This window comes from Paraburkholderia sp. BR13439, from assembly GCF_040948805.1.
GTDB lineage: Bacteria > Pseudomonadota > Gammaproteobacteria > Burkholderiales > Burkholderiaceae > Paraburkholderia > Paraburkholderia youngii.
In genome coordinates this window covers 424,794-443,046 of the sequence record NZ_JBFPKN010000003.1, presented here as the reverse complement: position 1 = coordinate 443,046, position 18,253 = coordinate 424,794, and the positions used below count along the sequence as shown (strand labels likewise).

16 protein-coding genes and 1 pseudogene are annotated in these 18,253 nt (G+C 63.6%); 8 read left to right on the top strand and 9 right to left on the bottom strand.

The window, feature by feature from the left end:
• Positions 1–295 precede the first annotated feature (295 nt).
• Entirely contained in the window at positions 296–730 is a 435-nt protein-coding gene (locus AB3X96_RS08855; RefSeq protein ID WP_368589407.1) for a VOC family protein, read from the bottom strand.
• A 160-nt stretch (positions 731–890) separates the two neighbouring features.
• Between AB3X96_RS08855 and AB3X96_RS08850 the strand changes: the two genes are divergently transcribed.
• The 7 genes from AB3X96_RS08850 to AB3X96_RS08820 all read left to right on the top strand — a co-directional run bounded on the left by AB3X96_RS08850 (position 891) and on the right by AB3X96_RS08820 (position 8,916).
• Positions 891–1,766: a LysR family transcriptional regulator gene (locus tag AB3X96_RS08850; protein WP_368589406.1), complete on the top strand. Its 876-nt coding sequence runs from the start codon at positions 891–893 to the stop codon at positions 1,764–1,766.
• Between the two features lie 197 nt (positions 1,767–1,963).
• Entirely contained in the window at positions 1,964–2,602 is a 639-nt protein-coding gene (locus AB3X96_RS08845; RefSeq protein ID WP_368589405.1) for a LysE family translocator, read from the top strand.
• Positions 2,603–2,701: 99 nt separating this feature from the next.
• Positions 2,702–3,052, top strand: a complete 351-nt coding sequence (locus AB3X96_RS08840; protein ID WP_176107802.1) for a hypothetical protein — start codon at positions 2,702–2,704, stop codon at positions 3,050–3,052.
• A 308-nt stretch (positions 3,053–3,360) separates the two neighbouring features.
• Complete coding sequence (locus AB3X96_RS08835) at positions 3,361–4,995, top strand: L-lactate permease (RefSeq protein WP_176107801.1); 1,635 nt, start codon at positions 3,361–3,363, stop codon at positions 4,993–4,995.
• A 10-nt stretch (positions 4,996–5,005) separates the two neighbouring features.
• A complete protein-coding gene (locus AB3X96_RS08830; RefSeq protein ID WP_013091366.1) occupies positions 5,006–5,224 on the top strand; it encodes a hypothetical protein in 219 nt (72 codons plus the stop codon).
• 113 nt (positions 5,225–5,337) lie between these two features.
• A complete protein-coding gene (ggt, locus tag AB3X96_RS08825) occupies positions 5,338–6,999 on the top strand; it encodes a gamma-glutamyltransferase (RefSeq protein ID WP_368589404.1) in 1,662 nt (553 codons plus the stop codon).
• A 108-nt stretch (positions 7,000–7,107) separates the two neighbouring features.
• Complete coding sequence (locus AB3X96_RS08820) at positions 7,108–8,916, top strand: SLC13 family permease (RefSeq protein ID WP_368589403.1); 1,809 nt, start codon at positions 7,108–7,110, stop codon at positions 8,914–8,916.
• Between the two features lie 23 nt (positions 8,917–8,939).
• On the opposite strand, the gene AB3X96_RS08815 is transcribed toward AB3X96_RS08820, so the two are convergent.
• The 6 genes from AB3X96_RS08815 to AB3X96_RS08790 all read right to left on the bottom strand — a co-directional run bounded on the left by AB3X96_RS08815 (position 8,940) and on the right by AB3X96_RS08790 (position 15,512).
• Positions 8,940–10,184, bottom strand: coding sequence for an NADH-quinone oxidoreductase subunit F (locus AB3X96_RS08815; protein ID WP_368589402.1), 1,245 nt, complete (start codon positions 10,182–10,184; stop codon positions 8,940–8,942).
• A 20-nt stretch (positions 10,185–10,204) separates the two neighbouring features.
• On the bottom strand, positions 10,205–11,854 hold the full coding sequence (locus AB3X96_RS08810; RefSeq protein ID WP_368589401.1) for an FAD-binding protein: 1,650 nt from the start codon (positions 11,852–11,854) through the stop codon (positions 10,205–10,207).
• Positions 11,855–11,869: 15 nt separating this feature from the next.
• On the bottom strand, positions 11,870–12,508 hold the full coding sequence (locus AB3X96_RS08805; RefSeq protein WP_368589400.1) for a 2Fe-2S iron-sulfur cluster-binding protein: 639 nt from the start codon (positions 12,506–12,508) through the stop codon (positions 11,870–11,872).
• A gap of 92 nt (positions 12,509–12,600) precedes the next feature.
• On the bottom strand, positions 12,601–14,106 hold the full coding sequence (gene glnA / locus AB3X96_RS08800) for a type I glutamate--ammonia ligase (RefSeq protein WP_368589399.1): 1,506 nt from the start codon (positions 14,104–14,106) through the stop codon (positions 12,601–12,603).
• A 94-nt stretch (positions 14,107–14,200) separates the two neighbouring features.
• A complete protein-coding gene (locus AB3X96_RS08795; protein WP_013091358.1) occupies positions 14,201–14,404 on the bottom strand; it encodes a hypothetical protein in 204 nt (67 codons plus the stop codon).
• A gap of 196 nt (positions 14,405–14,600) precedes the next feature.
• The gene (locus AB3X96_RS08790; RefSeq protein WP_368589398.1) at positions 14,601–15,512 is read right to left on the bottom strand and encodes an alpha/beta fold hydrolase; all 912 of its coding nucleotides are present in this window, start codon (positions 15,510–15,512) and stop codon (positions 14,601–14,603) included.
• A 249-nt stretch (positions 15,513–15,761) separates the two neighbouring features.
• Here AB3X96_RS08790 and AB3X96_RS08785 point away from each other — a divergent pair.
• Positions 15,762–15,875, top strand: a pseudogene (locus AB3X96_RS08785) (MerR family transcriptional regulator); the annotation flags it as partial.
• A gap of 28 nt (positions 15,876–15,903) precedes the next feature.
• On the opposite strand, the gene AB3X96_RS08780 reads toward AB3X96_RS08785, so the two are convergent.
• A complete protein-coding gene (locus AB3X96_RS08780; protein WP_368589397.1) occupies positions 15,904–17,070 on the bottom strand; it encodes a radical SAM protein in 1,167 nt (388 codons plus the stop codon).
• A 340-nt stretch (positions 17,071–17,410) separates the two neighbouring features.
• Positions 17,411–18,040, bottom strand: coding sequence for a hypothetical protein (locus AB3X96_RS08775; protein WP_368589396.1), 630 nt, complete (start codon positions 18,038–18,040; stop codon positions 17,411–17,413).
• Between the last annotated feature and the right edge of the window lie 213 nt (positions 18,041–18,253).

Sequence of the window (18,253 nt, the reverse complement as noted above, 5' to 3'; positions counted from 1 at the left end):
GAAAGCAAATGCGCCGTTTTTGAAGGCGAAAAGCAGTCGCCGGATTTGCGGCGAATTAGGCGACAGGCAAACGTTTGTTGAATAAATTTACGCGCAGTTAATGGAACGTTTGCTGATTCACAGCACGGCTTTCGTTCGAAATATTGTGAAACATGCTTTCAGTTTTATTCGCAACACGAGTCGATTTTGCTTTGCGCGGTCATTCCCCTTCAACGAAAAAGGCCGGTCAACCTGAATGGTCGACCGGCCTTCTCATTTGCAGCTATCCGTGTGCCGGCGTCAACGCCAGCGACGCTTATTTGGCGAACAGTGACGACATATCGGCGAACGCCTTGAACTCGAGCGCATTGCCCGACGGATCGAGGAAGAACATCGTCGCCTGCTCGCCGACCTCGCCCTTGAAGCGCACATGCGGTTCGATGATGAATTCGACACCGGCCTTCTGCAGTTTATCTGCGGCGGCCTGCCATTGCTCCATCGACAGCACCGCGCCGAAGTGGCGCACCGGCACCGCGTCGCCATCCACGGCACTGGTATGACGGTGACCGACTTCATCCGGCGCCAGATGCGCGACGATCTGATGGCCGTAGAAATTGAAATCGACCCACGCGTCCGAGCTGCGCCCCTCCGGGCAGCCGAGCAATTCGCCGTAAAACTCGCGCGCGGCGGCGAGGCTATGAACAGGAAACGCCAGATGGAACGGTCGCAAAGCGGTTTCGGCAACGCTCATGATAGGAAGACTCGCTGGGTGGGTGTGAGGATTGGGTTACGACTGGCACGACTCGCACGGCAGGGAATCGGCTCAGATGAGGCAAAGTCTAATCATGAATAAAAATGTTGAGAAACGATATATATTTGACCTGACCATCACCAAAATCGATTGATCGACCATGCTCAGCGAGTTGAAAACCTTCATCGCCGTCAGCCAGTACGGCACGTTTTCCGGCGCGGGCGCGCGCATCGGGCTCACGCAATCGGCGGTCAGCGCGCAGATGCAGCGGCTCGAGCAGGAACTCGGCTTCCCGTTGTTCGACCGCACCGGCCGCTCGGCGACGCTCAACGAGGCGGGCCGCGAAACGCTCGCGCTCGCCGAGGAAATGATGACGCTCTACGCGCGGCTCTCCGAGCGCAGCGGCGGCGCCGCCGAAAGCGGCATGCTGCGGGTCGGCGCGATCGCGTCCGCGCAGGTGGCGCTGCTGGCCGACGCGCTCGCGCGCTTTCGCGTCGACCGTCCCGGCTGGCGGATTCGCGTGGTGCCGGGCGTGTCGCTGGGGCTGCTCGGCCAGGTCGACGCGGGCGAACTCGATCTGGCCGTCATCATCAAACCGCCGTTCGCGCTGCCGTCGGAGCTCGAATGGCGCACGCTGGTCGCCGAACCGTTCGTGCTGCTCGCGCCGAAAAAGCTCGTGCGCGGCGGCCGCTCGTGGCGTGAACTGCTGCGCAGCGAGCCGTTCATCCGCTACGACCGCGCGTCGTTCGGCGGGCGGCTGGTCGATCGTTTTCTGCGGCGCGCGCGCGTTGGGGTGCGCGATGCGGTCGAACTCGACGAATTGCAGGCGATCGTGCAACTGGTCGCGCGCGGCATGGGTGTCGCGCTGGTTCCGAATACGGCCGGGCTCGGCAAATGGCCGGCGAGCGTCGTCGCACTCGAGCTCGGCGATGCGACTTTCGAGCGTGAGATCGGCCTCGTGCTGCGGCCGCGGCACAGTCGGCCGGTGGTCGCCGACGCGTTGGCCGAGTGCATTGCGGGCGCGGCGCAGAGTTGAGCGCGTTGCCCGGCGCATTCAATGCGGGTTCGATTCGCTTTCGATTCGAGTGTGCTGCCATACGAACGCGCAACTGTATCTGTGAGTTGCGTGCGACGGCGCGCAAAATCGTCGCTTCATTCAACCGCCTGCGTTGTCTGTCGCATTGCATTCACTGCATAGCCAAACCCACGCCCGGCCCATCACATCTACCCGCCATGATCGCCAGCCCTCTGCTCACCGCCGATGTCCTGATCGCCTACAGCGCCTATTTCGTCGGCACCGCGAGCCCTGGGCCGAGCAATCTCGCGATCATGTCGCTCGCGATGAGCTCTGGCCGGCGCGCCGCGCTGGTGTTCGCGCTCGGCGTGGTGTCGGGCTCGTTCTCGTGGGCGCTGCTCGCGTCGCTCGGGTTGTCGGCGGTGCTCGCCACCTACTCGGAATGCCTCGTTGCGATCCGGATCGCCGGCGGGCTGTATCTGCTGTGGCTCGGCTTCAAGTCCGCGCGCTCAGCGTTGAGCGCCGGCAAGCCGGCCGCGAGCGCGGCACGTGTCGACGAACCGCTCGGGCGGCTCTATCTGCGCGGCCTTTTGCTGCATCTGACCAATCCCAAGGCGGTGCTCGTGTGGCTGTCGATCGTGTCGCTCGCGATGTCACCGGTCCACGGCGCCGCGCACGTGATGCCGGTCGTGCTTGGCTGCATGGTGATCGGCGCGACGGTGTTCAGCAGCTACGCGATGCTGTTTTCGACGGCGTCCGCGCGGCGCGTCTATACGGCGATCCGGCGCTGGCTCGACGGCTCGCTCGCGGTGATGTTCGGGATCGCGGGGATCAAGCTGCTGACGTCGAAGAACTAGATGGGTTGAGCGCGTCCGCCTGGCCCCGGGCTGCGCTCTGCGATACTGGCGGTTCGGCTCCATCATTGACGGCTGGCCAAGGCGCCCACCCACGAAACGATGAACGGCAACGATCACGACGCACCTTCCTCCACTCATCGCTCGCCGCTGCAGAAGCGGCTCTATTTCACCGGCGCGGCGATCCTCGTCGTGAGTCTGATCGCCGCGCTGCTCATTTACGTCAGCGTGCCGCCGCCGGATAACGCGGTCGCGATGTACAGCATGGTCGATCCGCGCTATCAGATCGAGCTACAGCAAATCGGCGGCAATGCGGCGGTGCTGATGGCGCAGTTGCATCAATGGTTCGATAGCTTGTGGCATGGCTCCAGGCTTGCCTATACGGTCGCGGTACTGGGCGCTGCGCTTGCGGCTGGCTGTTTCTTCATCGGTCATTTTTTCGCGGACGAGTGAGTGTCCCGGTGCCCGCATCCATTCCCGTCATCGATTTGCGCGCGCTGATTCGATCGCGCGCCAATTTTTTCAAAAGGCGTTCGCCACGCCGATTTAAAAACGTTAATTATCGTTTATTCAAATCCGCACATCGTCTCTTTGCAGACGGAAACCCGCCGCGATAAAACGTCAATTTCCGCAGCGCAATAAAATTCCCGTTTCCGCTCCTAGCTTGCGGCATTAAGAAAACGAACTATTATTAGCTCGGGCCATACAGAAAAGTGCCCCCTCACAGCATTCGAGGCGTATCAACTGCGAGAGGGAGAGCGATGAATGACATAACCCTTCCAGTCGATCTAATTCACTGGATTCTGGCAACACTTTCCATCATTGCCTTGCTTGTCTTTCTCGTGCCACTGCGTTGGCGGGCGCCCGAGGCGGGCCCTGGCGCAATGTTCGTCGCCGGCCTGATTGCCGTACTCGCATTCCGCACTCCGATCACGACTTTGGCTGTCGCGAGTGGCAAAGGCGTATGGGACGCCATATTCATTCTCTATGTAATGTGGCCGGCGCTTCTGCTTTATCAGATCACCAAACAGGCCGGTGGCTACGACGCACTTCGACACGGCATTTCCCGTTTCAGCCGAAATGACTTATTCGTCATTCTCGGGCTCGGCTGGGTGTTTTCATCTTTTCTTCAAGGCATTGCGGGTTTCGGCGCGCCGATTGCTGTCGTCGCCCCGCTTTTGCTCGCGATCGGTGTGAGACCGGTCCATGCCGCCACCATCTCGATCATCGCGCACGCATGGGCACGCTTCTTCGGCACACTCGGTGTCGGCTGGCTCGCAACGTTGCAGGTGGCCGACATCCAGGACGTGGGACGCGCCGCTTTCGAATCGTGCCTGCTGCTGCTCATTCCGACGTACTTCGGCGGCCTGCTGATTGTGTGGCTATACGGGCGCTGGGCAGCGGTGCGTCACGGATGGCCGCTGGTCCTGATCCTCGGCACGATCCTCGGCTTCGGCCAGTTGATCTTCGCGTTCCTGAGCCCGGAATTGTCGACCTTCCTCGCCGCAACCGTAGCGATGGTCGCCCTGTATCCGCTTTCGCGCTGGCGTCGGTTCAGGGAGCCGGTTCCCGCCGCCGAAGTCCCGGATCGCCCCGCGATGGACCCGGCCGCCGTCGGCATGCAGACCGAAACCGAAGAGCCGGTGATGAGTCTCGGCATGGCATTCCTGCCGTATGTCGTGCTGACGGTCGTTACCTTGGGCATTCTGCTGATTGGCCCATTGAACGATGCGATGCGGCAATTCCGCATCGGCCTGCCGTTTCCCGAAGTGACCACGGGCTTTGGCGTGCGAAACGCGGCCGTCGAGCGTTACGCGCCGTTCTCGCCGTTCACCCACCCGGGGACGATGCTGCTGATCTCCGCGATCGTCGTGTGGATCGTATACCGCGTGAACGGCTTCTACGGCGCGTGGCAATCGCGGCATGGCGGCGAGAATCTGGGGCGCTCGCTGATCGTCGACGGCGTGCCCGCATCGCTGCCGGTCATCGCTTTCCTCGTTACGAGTCGGGTGCTCGACCATAGCGGCCAGACCCAGGTGCTCGCGCACGGTATCGCCGATGTGTCGCCGCCGCTCGTCTATGCGGGCATCGCGAGCGTGATCGGCGCGTTGGGCGCCTTCATGACGTCGAGCAGCACCGCGTCGAACGTGCTGTTCGGCGGCTTGCAGAGCGACGTCGCGCAACTGCATTCGCTGCCGACCGAAGCGATCATCGCCGCGCAGGCGGCCGGCAGTGCGTATGGCAACGCGATCGGCCCGGCGAACATCGTGCTGGGCACCAGCATCTCCGGCATCAAGGGCCAGGAGGGCGCGGTGATGAAGCTGGCCCTTCCGTGGACGGTCATCGTCGCCATCCTGACCGGCATCGGCACGATCCTCCTCGTGATATTCGCGTGAGGTCACTCGCATGGACAAGCTCGTTGCGGAAACCCTGGCGCTGCTCCTGATGTTCGCGGGCTTTCCGCTCACCAGCAGGGGTTCGGTCACCGGCAACATGCTGCTGTTGGGGCTGGGGCTTCTCTGCGTGATCGCCGGCGGAGCGTTGCCGATCATCACGCGGTTCATGGATCACTCCAACGACAAAGTCAGAGACGCGGGCGTCGAGTTCGACGATCGGGCTTCCTGATCAAAGCGGCGCGTGCGTTCCTTCGCCGCAATTGCTTTGCCGTCGAACGCTCCCGGCTCGCGCAAGGCGCCGGGACCGCTGTGGCGGCTCGTCCTCACGGGAGCATGTTCATCATGAGTCATCCTAATGGGCCTCGTACCGGTCGCCCACCCACGCGCGCACCGCATGGCATGGTCGCCACACCGCACTATCTGGCCAGTCAGGCCGGTGTCGAGATGCTGCAACGCGGTGGAACCGCGGTCGATGCCGCGATTGCCTCGAACGTGGTGCTGTGCGTCGCCTATCCGCACATGGCCGGCCTCGGCGGCGACGGCTTCTGGCTGATCGCCGACGGCAACAGCGATCAGATTCACGCGATCAATGCGAGCGGACCGGCGGCGCAAGGCGCGACACTAGCGCACTATCGCGGCATCGCCATCGACAACGAAATCGCGGCGCGCGGCCCGCAGGCGGTGCTGACCGTGCCGGGCGCGATCGACGGCTGGCGTCTCGCTCACGAGCGCTTCGGGCGCCTGAACTGGGCGGAACTGTTTGCGGCGGCAATCGGCTATGCGCGCGACGGCGTGCCGGTCTCCCGCTCGCTCGCGGACTGGACCGTGCAGGACGTGCCGATCCTCACGCGCTTCCCGGAAACGGCCGCGATCTTCATGCCGGGCGGCCGCGTGCCCGCCGACGGCGAGAAGCTCGTGCAATCCGCGCTATCGCAATCGTTGCAGCAACTCGCCGATCAGGGCCCGCGCGCCGGCTTCTACGAAGGCGATCTCGCGGCGCGTATCTGCGACGGCGTCGGTGCCGCCGGCTCGCCGCTGCAACCGGTCGACTTCGCCGCGTACCGTGCGGAATGGGTCACGCCGATCAGCACGACGTATCGCGGTCATACGGTCTACGAGCTACCGCCGAACACGCAGGGCTTTACGCCTTTGCAGATCCTGAACCTGATCGAAGGCTACGACGTGACCGCGTGGGGCGAAGGCACCGCGGACTACTATCACCACCTGGCCGAGGCGGTGAAGATCGCGTTCGCGGATCGCGAAGAGTGGTTGACGGACCCGCGCTTCGTCACGATTCCGGTCGACCAGTTGATCACGAAGGCCTACTGCGACGAACGCCGCAAGCTGCTCGACCCCGAACGCGCGCTCGACATCTCGACGGTCCCGCCCGGCATCGCCTATCAGTACCCGCACGACCGCCGCGCGCCGGACGGCGACACCTGCTACTTCTGCGCGGCCGACAAGGACGGCATGGTGGTGTCGCTGATCCAGTCCATCTATCACGACTTCGGCAGCGGCGTGCTCGGCGGGGACACCGGCATCATCATGCAGAACCGTGGCGCGTTTTTCTCGCTCGACGAACACCACCCGAACTGCCTTCAACCGGGCAAGCGCACTTTCCACACGCTGATTCCCGCACTGATGACCTGCGACGGCAAGCCTTGCCTCGCGTTCGGCTCGATGGGCGGCGAAGGTCAGCCGCAAACCCAGGCCGCGCTCGTGACCCGCATCGTCGACTTCGGCTACGACGTGCAGCAGGCGATCGAGGCGCCGCGCTGGCTGATGGGCCGCACGTGGGGTACCAAGTCGCGCAACATGTCGCTCGAGGGGCGCATCTCCGACGAGGTCGTGCGCGAATTGAAGCGCCGCGGCCAGCCGGTGCAGATGGTCACCGACTGGAACGACAACATGGGACATGCGCACGCGATCGGTGTCGACCGCGAACAGGGCTTTTACGAAGGCGGCGCCGATCCGCGCGGCGACGGTGCCGCGCTCGGGTATTGAGGAGCGGCACCGGCTCCCGCATTGGCCGGCAGGCGAGGCTGCCGCGCTCTCGCACCGGGCGCGAAACAGCCGGCCGCGACGCGCAGCTCCATACGACGGGCAAAACAGATGAACCCGATGATCGTGACCTCGCTGGTCCTCGCCGTGACGATGGCGCTGTTCATCTGGAACAAGGTGCCGGCCGCCGTCGTCGCCGTGATGTCGCTGATCGCGCTATATCTGACCGGCGTTCTGACGATGCGCGAGGCGTTGAGCGGCTTCGGCGATCCGCTGATCGTGTTCATCGCGGCGCTGCTCGGCATCGGCATCGGCCTCGAAACGACCGGTGTCGGCACATGGGCGGGACAGTGGCTGATTCGCCATTCGGGCAGCAGCCGCAAGCGACTGATCGCGTCGCTGCTGATCCTGTCCGCGGTATCCACTGCGCTGATCGGCATGAACGGCGCCGTCGTCGCGATGCTGCCGATCGCGGTCATCATCTGCGTGCAGACGCAGCTCGCGCCGTCGCAGCTGATGATGCCCGTGTCGATCGCATGCCTGACCGGCGCGAAGCTCACGTTGCTCGGCAGTCCGGTCAACGTGATCGCATCGAGCGCGGCGGATGCGCTCGGTGGCGCGCCGATCCGCTTCTTCGAATGGTCGATCGTGGGTCTGCCGCTGTTCGCCGGCACCCTCGCGATCATTCTGATACTCGGGCCGCTGTTATTGCCCAGGCGCAGCTCGAATTCGCTGCCGGCCGATTTCAGCCAGCACGCGCACACGCTGGTCGAGCAATACCGGCTCGCGGACGGCGTGTTCCGGCTGCGCGTGCGCGCGGGCTCGCCGTTGATCGGCAAGACGCTCGACGGCATCGATCTGTCGCGATACCCCGGCGTCAGCGTGCTCGGCCTGACCGACGATGAAGGCGCCGAACTCGCGCAGAAAGAAGCGAGCGAGGGCCATCACCTGCTGGTGCGCGGCGACGCGCAAGGCGTCGCCCGGCTCGCGAACGACTTGCATCTCGCGATTCGCGAGCCGCTCGCCGAAGCGCAGGCGGTCACGAATGCGCTGTTCAATCGCTCGTCGGGTCTCGCCGAAGTCGTGATACCACCGCGCTCGGGGCTGATCGGACAAACCGTGTTTCCGGGCATGGCGACGCACGAAGGCGATCTGATCGTGCTCGCGATACAGCGCGGCGGCAACAACGTGCCCGAGCCGTCGACCACGCTGCTCGCGGGCGACCATCTGCTGTTCAGGGGAACATGGGAAGCGCTCGACAAGCACTTCTCCGACCCGCAGATACTGATGGTCGATTCTCCGCAGATGGTACGGCGCCAGACCATCGCGCTGAGTCGTGGCGCGCGCGAGGCGCTCGTGATCCTCGCGGTGCTGGTCATCCTGCTCGCGACGAACGCGGTACCGCCCGCGGTGGCGACGCTGATTTGCGTGACCGCGATGGTATTGACGCGCGTGATCACACTGAACCAGCTGTACACGATCGACTGGAATACCTGCGTGCTGGTCGGTGCGCTGATTCCTCTCGCCACCGCGATGTCGAACTCCGGGCTCGCGTATCAGATCGGTGATTACGTGATCCAGGCGGTCGGCTCGGGCGGTCCGCGCGCGGTGCTGGCGGGACTCTTCTGCGTGGCCGCGGTGCTGACCCAGGTGATCTCGAACAACTCGGCGGCGCTCGTGACGGTGCCGATCGCGGTCGCCACCGCGCAGGAACTCGGCGTGTCGGCGACGCCGTTCCTGGTCGCTGTCGCGCTCGGTGCGGGCGCGGCGCACATGACGCCGATGAGCACGCCGGTCAACCTCGTCACGTACGGCCCGGGCGCGTATGAGTTCGGCGACTACTGGAAGATCGGCCTGCTGATCGTGTTGTGGTCGATGGCGGTGGTCGTGTTCATTGCGCCGTTGTATTGGCCCTTCTAGCCGCGATATCGGCCGCCCTGCCCCTACGCCATCAACAGCGCTTCGTATTCCGCGCGGAACTGATCGATGGAACTCTCCACCACCGTCACCGCGCCATCGATCAAACCGCAACGCCCGCTGCCGGGAAGAACGCGGCACAGATTCTCCAGTGCATCCAGATCGGCACGCACGCCGCGGCCCGTGTCGAGCCGGTTCAGAAGCCGCATCATCTGAAACGTTCCGCCCTTGCAAGGCGGGCACTGCCCGCACGAACCCTGGGCGAAGAAGCTCACGTAGTCCGCGACCTTGCGCACGATGCTGGTGCCTTCCGACACTACGATCATCGCGCCCGTCCCCAGACGCGAACGGCGTTGACGCACCGACTCGAAGTCCAGTGCCACGTCGAGATCGCGCTTCGTCAGCAGCGTGTTGGATGGGCCGCCCGTGAAGACCGCCTTGAACTCCTTGCCCTGCAGCATGCCGCCGCCGTGCTGGAACACCAGCGTCTCCAGGCTCGTGCCCATCGGCAGTTCATACAGGCCGGGACGCAGCACGTCGCCGGAAAGAGAATAGAGCTTGGTTCCGGCCGCGCTCCCCGCTCCGAGCTCGCGGTACCACTGCGCGCCGTGACGCAGAATCCCGGGCACGTGGGCCAGCGTCTCGACGTTGTTGACGATGGTCGGCGCGCCGTGCACGCCCTGCTCGGCCGGGAAAGGCGGTTTGCGCCGAGGAAACGGAAAGCCGCCTTCGACGCTGGCGATCACCGCAGTCTCCTCTCCGCCGATGTACAACCCCGAGCTGGGCACGACTGCAAGCGACAGCGGCGCACCAATCCAACGCTCGATAGCGGCGAATTGCGCGTGCCCCGACCACTGCTTGACCGCCTCGCGAGTCGCGGCGAGCGAGCCCGTCTGATGCGGATTCACGTACAAGACGACATGGTTGGCCCGCGTCGCCACCGCGGCGATCAGCGCGCCCTCGATCACCTGATGCGGCGTGTGTTCGAGCAGAAAGCGATCCTTGAAGGTGCCCGGTTCGTCTTCGTTGCCATTGCAAATGACGTACTTGTCGCCGTCAGGGGCGGCCGCAACCGGCGCCCATTTTCGATGCGTGGGGAAACCAGCGCCGCCCATACCACGCAAGTCGGCCCGGGCGAGCTCGGCGATGATCGCCGCCGGGTCGTCGAGCGCTTTGGCGAGTCCCTCGCCGCCGCCGCGCGCGAACCACGCATCGAGGTCGGCGCCGACACGGAAATCGTCCCTCATCAAGCACTGATTCAGCGTTTGCATCGCGTGCTCCGTGGTTCCCGTCACCGGATGCCGCCGATCACGCGACCCCGCGCGCTCGCGCGCAATCCCGCATCGACTCGCAGATCGAAATGGGCATAGGCGGGAAAGAGCTGCGGCGCCTTCACGTGAAGCGGCAGTCCCGCCAGCGTGAGCTCTCTCTGCCACGCGTGTACGTGACCGATTCCGGCGCGGTTCGTCATCACCCACGCCCTCGATTGCGCGGCCTTCGCGCCGGCACGGCGGCCCATGCTCAGAATGTCGAGCAGCGCGTTACCCATCAGACGGTTGCGGCCGTGGATGCCGCCCGTCATCTCGCCGACGCAGAAAAGGCCGGGGACGTTGGTGGCGCCATTTTTGTCGATCGCGACGCCGCCGTTCTGGTAGTGGAGCGTGGGATAAACGAGGAAGGGCTCCTGCGCCGCATCGATGCCGCACTTGTCTGCAAGATGGCGAAGCGTGATGAGGCGTTTGGCCAGAATGCCCGGGTGCTCGATTTCGAGTGTCGGCGTATCGAGGAACACCCCGGGCTGGCCGTCACGCTCGATCCCGCGGCCTAGTGCGCACTCACGCAGGATCGCCGACGCGACCACGTCGCGCGGCTTGAGTTCGTCGACGAAACGTTCGCCTTCGCCGTTCAGCAGTCTCGCTCCCGCGGAGCGCGCCGCCTCGGAAATCAGGCCGCCCGCCAGATGGTGCGGGTAGGCGATGCCAGTCGGATGGTACTGGAACGAGTCGAGCTCGCGCAGGCGCGCGCCGATCCGATAGGCGAGCACGAGGCCGTCGGCGGTGGCACCGTAATGGTTCGAGGTCGGAAACGAATTCAGGTGCAGTCGCCCCGCGCCGCCGGTGGCGAGGATCACCGCGCGCGCGCGCACCAGCACGAAGCTACGCCATTCGAGGTTGTAGATCACCGCGCCGGCGCAGCCGCCGTGCTCGTCGGACAGCAGCTCTACCACCGGGCAGCGGTTCCACAACTCGATGCCCGGGTCGAGGTCCACCGCCTCGCGCAGCACGCGCATCATTTCGAGGCCCGTATAGTCCCGATACGACAGAATGCGCGCCGCCGACGCGCCCCCGGGTTTCTTGCGCAGCAGATTGCCGCCGATCGGCTGGTCCTCTTCCAGATCGAACATCATGCCGAGCTGGATCAGCCAGCGAATCACGTCGGGGCCGTCCATCACCATCTGGGCCACGAGTTCGGGCTCGCCGCAGAAGTGTCCGGCGCGAAGCGTGTCCTCGAAGTGCAGTTGGGGACTGTCGTCCTCGCCGATGGCCGCCTGGATTCCGCCTTCGGCCATCACGGTGTTACTGTCGCCAAGACGCAGCTTGGTGGCGAGGATCACGCGCGCGCCCTGCTTCGCCGCCGTGAGCGCCGCGGCGCAGCCGCCACCACCGCCGCCGATCACCAGCACATCGGTCGTCATCAGCTGCGCGCCGGCGATATCGACATCGTCGATCAGCGCGTTGGCCTGCAGATGCCGCGCGAGATCGGGCTGACACGGCTCGCCGCGATTGACCCCGACACTCAGCGCGACCCGCGCATGCGGCCCATGATCGGGGTGATAAGTCTTCAGCAGTTCATCGACCGGAACGTCGTCGCCGCGGAGCGTGGCCGCCATCCCGGGGCGGTAGCGCTGCCGCGCGGTTTCGTAGGGTATGCCGGCGGACATGACGATTCGCTCCGCTCAGCGCGGCGGTTGAGCGCCAGGCGCATCGAAGTCGATCTTCAGCTCGCCGCTCTCGATCTGCCGCAGGCGTCGCATCAGATTGGCCGGACGCAGCGAAAGCGACGCGATCATCCGGCGCACGAATACCCCCAGATGGTTGGGCCGGATATGCTCGGGGCATGCGAGCGTGCACAGGTTGCACATCACGCATTCGTCGAACACCTGGCTCGATGCGGGCAGATTGCCCTCGACCGCCAGGTTCACGCCGCGCTGCACGTCCAGCCCCTTCGGACAGGCGCGATCGCAGCCGCTGCAATGACGGCAATGCGCCGCTTCGGGGAAGATCTCGGCGATCTTGCTGAGCGCCTGCCAGCTGTCGCTGATCTCTTCCATTCGATACAGGTGACGTTCCGACTCGGTGAAGTAATCGAGGAAGGCGACCTGCATGCCCTCTTCGACGAGGGTCTCGCAGGCGAGCGCGGTTTTGACTTCCTGCTCGCCGCTGCGTCGCACCATCACACGGCACGAGCCGCACACGCCCTGGGACATGCAGCCGACACCCTCGACGAGAGTCTGCCCCGCATGCCCCATGGCCTGCAGAATCGAGCAATTGCCCGGCGCCTGAATCTCGCGCCCTTCGATACTCACGCGAACCATGGCCTCGTACTCTCCTTGCATGCCGTGAGCACTCCGCGGTATTGCTACTGATTTGCGCGCCGATCCTGCTTTGAGGTTTGAGGCCTGTTCTTCTAGATATCGAAGTACAGATAAAACTCCCATGGATGCGGGCGCAATTTGATCGTGTCGATCTCGCGGCTGCGCTTGTAGTCGATCCATGTCTGAATCACGTCGTCGGTAAAGACATCGCCTTTGCGCAGGAACGTGTTGTCGGTTTCGAGCGCCGCCAGCGCCGCTTCGAGGGAACCCGGCACCTGCCGTATGTTGCGCGCTTCTTCGGGCGGCAGATCATAGATGTTGCGATCGAGCGGCTCGCCAGGATCGGTCTTGTTTTCGATGCCGTCGAGGCCGGCCATCAGCATCGCCGCGAAAGCCAGGTACGCATTGGCCGACGGGTCCGGACAGCGGAACTCGACGCGCCGCGCGTTCGGCGAATCCGAATACATCGGAATGCGCGCCGCGGCCGAGCGGTTACGCTGCGACATCGCCAGATTGACGGGCGCCTCGTATCCCGGCACGAGGCGCTTGTACGAATTGGTCGTCGGCGCGCAAAAGGCCATCAGCGCGGGCGCGTGCTGGAGCAATCCGCCGATGTACCAGCGGCACATGTCGGAAGTCAGCGCCCAGCCGCCCGCGTCGTAGAAGAGGTTCTGCTCGTCTTTCCACAGGCTCTGGTGACAATGCATGCCGCTCGCGTTGTCGGCGAACAGCGGCTTCGGCATGAAGGTTGCAACCTTGCCGTGCCGACGCGCGACGTTCTTGCAGATGTACTTGTAGATCATCACGTTGTCGGCCATGCGGGTCAGCGTTGCAAAGCGCATGTCGATCTCGTTCTGTCCGGCGGTCGCGACTTCATGGTGATGCACTTCGATCTGCACGCCGGCCTGCTGCAGCGTCAGCGCGATTTCCGAGCGGATCTCCTGCAGCGTGTCATGAGGAGGCACCGGAAAATAGCCCTCCTTATAGTGCTGCTTGTAGCCGAGGTTGCCGCCGCCGTAGGCACCCTCGTCGCGGCCGGTGGTCCAGTCGCCCTCGGCCGACTCGACGTAGTAATAGCCGCAGTGCTGATCCTGGCCGAAGCGGATCGAGTCGAAGATGAAGAATTCGAGCTCCGGCCCGAAATAACACGTCGTCGCGATGCCCGTCTGGCGCAGATAGTTCTCCGCCTTTTTCGCCACGTAGCGCGGATCGCGCGAATACGGTAGTCGCAGCACCGGATCGACTACGTCGCAAATGATCGACAGCGTCGGCGTGCCGCAAGCCGGGTCCACGAAGGCGGTTGCCGGGTCGGGCCGCAGCAGCATGTCCGATTCGTGGATCTCCTGGAAGCCGCGGATCGATGAACCGTCGAAACCGATGCCGGCGCTGAACAGGTCGTCGTGAACTTCGGGGAGCGTGATCGAGAAATGCTGCCAGAGGCCGGGCAGATCGGTGAATTTCAGATCGACGATCTGAATATCGCGCTTTTGCAGCAGGTCGATCACATCGCATGCGTTCTGCGGTCGCGTGACGCGATAGCTGCCCGCTTCGACGGACGCCGCAAACGGCGATCCGGTGCTTCCTTGCGTACTGGCCATGAGCTTTGCCCTCTTGCGCCCCCGTTACCGCCGGTTTACTTATAGTCCAACGTTAGTACTTCCGTGGGCGAAAACAAGGCGGCGGTGAGTGGGCCTAGCGGTCTTGCTCCAAGCCCTTCAAATGGGCCTGCCCCGCATCTCTGGCGGCGGCGGCGGTCGCATATGTCTCGTCCGAAACGAGCGAGCGTCTGACCTCACGGGCCGCGAAGTCGACCAGCGTGATTACCCAGACATGCTCGCCACCCTGCTCCGCCGTTTGCACGAAAGCGCGCACGTCGCCCTTGTCGTCTGATTTCATCGTGACCTCCTTGTGGAAAAGTCGCCCGCGGGAAACGGCTGCGCGACGATTAAGACGCTCGCGAGCCGCGGTGCATTCCTCGCGGAGCGCGTAACTTGATCTTAGGCAATCGAATCGGTCCTTTGACGGTTTTCTCGCTTCCAATGACGAGCACAGCCGCTGGGTCCGGCCGCAAAAGCGCGGTGCCAGCAGCCAGTTAAAGCCGTTCGATCAGGAAATCTTGCAGGGAGTTCAACACCTCGTTCGGCGCATCCTCGGGCAGCAGATGGCCACCGGGCAGACCCCTGCCGGTCACGTTTTCTGCCCACCTGGACCAGGTGTCTGTGGGTGAAGCCTTCCTCGCCTTTTGCTCTTTCTCGCTCCACAGCACCAGCACCGGACAGGCAAGCTTTCGGCCCGCCGCTGCGTCGCTCGCGTCGTGCTCCAGATCCTCTGAAGCAGCGGCACGATAATCTTCGCAAATCGCGTGCCGCACGCCGGGATTCCGGAATGCGGCTCGATAGGCATCGAGCGCCCGAGGATCGATTCTCTCGAGTCCTCCGGCCATCTTCGCAAGCGCGGCGTCGATGAAAGCGTCAGGATCGGCCGCCAGCATTCGCTCTGGAAGGTCCGCGGGCTGCGCCAGAAAAAACCAGTGCCAGGCATCGAGCGCAAAAGTCTTATCGACAGTCGCGAAAGCATCGAGCGTGGGCACGACGCACAGCGACGCATAAGCACTGACGCGCCGAGGGTGGTCGAGCGCAAGCCGGTATCCGGCGCGAGCGCCTCGATCGTGCCCGACTACGGCGAATCGTTCGTGCCCTAGCCGCGCCATCAACGCGACGAGCGCACTGGCCATACGGCGTTTGGTCCATCGCCGCTGATCGTTGCGGCTCCGGCTGGCACCGTATCCCGGCAGGTCGGGCACGACGAGGGTGTGAGATTTCGCGAGCGTCGGAGCAATCAATCGCCATGCAACGTGGGTCTGCGGATAGCCGTGCAGCAGCAGCACCGGCGATCCGGTTCCGCCGATGACGCCTCGAAACGCGACGTCGTCAGTTTCGATGTCGAGCCTCGCAAAGCCAGCAAAGAAGTCCTCCGCAGCAACTCTTTCGATTTCGGGTGCCATGATTACGACCTCATGAAAGCGCGCGTCATTTCCCCGACACGGAACTGACGAACTCGGCCAGATCGCGATTGAAACGATCGGGTTCCTCGATGAACGACGCGACGCGTGACCCGCGTCGGCGTACACCTTGCTCTGGATGCGTGGATTCAGCGCGCTCGCGCGGGTCAGCGTCGCGGGCGTGTCGACGAGAGCGTCGCGGCCGCCATAGATGAACAGCAGCGGCACCGGACGATGATTGAAACACAGTCCGATATTCGCGGTTTTCCGGACTGCATGCTTCTGATCGAAGGCGCACGTTCGTGCGACCAGATCACCGACGTGATCAAGACCTTGTCGGAAGGCGCGATTCCGCCGCTCGAGTAACGCGGACCAGCGTTCGAATGGGCGAGCCCTATCCACTTTGCGGAGTGAAACGGCGTCCGCCAGTCCGTCTTGCGAACGACATAAGCGACGCTCGAGGTAATTCCTCGACCGAAAGCGCCCACAGCGAATACGCGACACTGCGCCGGAACAACAAGCTGACAGCAGTCCGAAGCTGACCCCGGCCCAGCGCGGACACCGAATCGGTCACGGCGATCGCGCCGTGCATCAGAATGCTGGCATGCCGGTAACATCCCATCATGCAGGCATTGCAGGGCTCCCGTTGATCGGGCAGACGGTCGAGGTCGAACACGGAGCCCATCGGCTCAGGCCACGCCTCGCAACGCCAGACATCGAGGTTCCAGTCGATATAAAAGTACTTGCTGCCGCCGATACATGGAACCAGTTGCGGTTCACCGCGCACGAAGCGCGCGACCTCGTCCAGCGCGGCGCTCGGGTCCATCACACGGAAGTGCTTCTTCAGGCGCGCGATCGCGCTCAACGCTTCGAGTAGTTCGTCGGTGTTCAGGTCGACGAGTTTCGAGTCTTCGTCGTACACGAGCGATGTCGATCCAAACGCCTCGCGCCGCGGATAGGAAAAAACGACCGCATCGAAGCCAAGCCGCTCGAGCGTCTCGGGAAGCAATTCGTAATTGACCAGACGGCTCACCGTAATCGATGCGCACACCTCGATGCCGAAGCGATGGGCCTGAGTGATGCCCTCGTTGATGCGGGCCTCGAGACCGCGCAGGCCGCGATTGCGCTCATGCTCGCGCATGTCCGCGCTATCGATGGAAATCAGCAGACGCTTGAGGCCGGCCTCCGCTAGTTGCTTGATGTGGCGCGGCAGAAACCAGCCGTTCGTGATCACACCGCACTGAATGCCGGCCCTGGTGGCCGAAGCCACCAGCGATGCGATCTGGGGATGAACCAGCGGCTCGCCGCCTTGCAGCGTCATGTAACGAATCCGGCGTCTGCGCAGGATCGGCAGTGCGCGCGCGAATTCCTCAGGATCGAGATAGCGACGTGGCCCCGCCAGATTCTTCTCGCGAGAGAACCCGCAGAAGTCGCATGCGGCGTTGCAAACGTTCGTCACCGATACATCACACACCGCGGGCAGCGGGTTGCGCGGTTCGCTGACGGCGCCGTCTACATGCCGCAGATCGCGCCACTTGATGATTCGCTCTGTCGTATCCATGAGACCCTCACGACCTGCCGACGAATTCGTCACGAGGCTTCATAGAATACGCTCAACCTGCTGAGCGTGATGCATTGTTACGCCTGCCGTCGGGAGGCATCGTGAAATGAACTCCCTCGTGACAGCACCAAAGATGACGTCCCGAACTTGTTCGGCGGAATTCCCCGGTCTGTCCGGCGCGCACGCCGCAGATTATCGCGAGCGCTTCTCGATTGCCATGGTCAAGTCGAAGTGGTCACTTCGTCGCTGCCGAAATCGCGAAGCCGATGCCTAAAGCTGGACCCGCTGATCGCAGCGGACCACACGAAACGCCTGACTGAATCCGTGCTTGCCAAGCGCGCTATGAATCATGCCGACCATAGGCCAATATCGGGGGGGGGGGGGGCGCAAGAACAGCGCTGTCGTCGAGCCGGGAGGAATCAATCAGTTGGCAGAAACACTCGAGCATCTGCTTTGGCGATGCGCCACGGTCGATGACCGCATCGACACCCGGCCACTCTGCGAAAGGAGACAGCGTACTGGACAGAACCGCGACGCGGCATTGCGGGCAGTGCCTGTTGATCAACTCGATCGTTTTTAACTTCGATGCAAGATGGCAGTCGCCGTCAAGCACCGTCAGTTGCGCGTCGCTCACGATTTGCCCCCGTACCGCATCAGCGCACGTCTCAAGCGTGGAAACGAAGCCTCGCACCCGGGCGATCACGAAGATGGATTCGGCAATCGGCTCATGTCCTCTGCGGAGGACGAGCAGGCGCCGTCCCTTACCAACGTTTGGCATCATGGTTCGCGCTCCATTGGCAGCCAGCAACGCGTAAATTGACTTCCACCTGAGAATCGTGATGCGATACCGCTCGCACGCCTCGGTGTAAGCGAGTGAATCCTCGCCCGAGGTGGCACGAGCTAGTTCCAAGGCCTCGAACGCCGAACTGACTTCGCTTAGCGATATATCGAACGCATCTCGCGTATCCATGGCGAGTGTTAGAGTCGAGTCACCTGGATTTCCAGCATACGTCGGCCCAGCCCCCTGCAGAAGGTCGGGGGTGGGAAAGTGATTTCTTTTCGTCCGTTGGGCTTTCGTGTAGAACTCTTTTCAGCCTTCGGCAATTCGAGGGCTATTTCAACGGTTCGTCGGATTTGAAGCACTGCTTCCGCTTTGCGGCTCTGGGGCAGGCACCACGGTCGT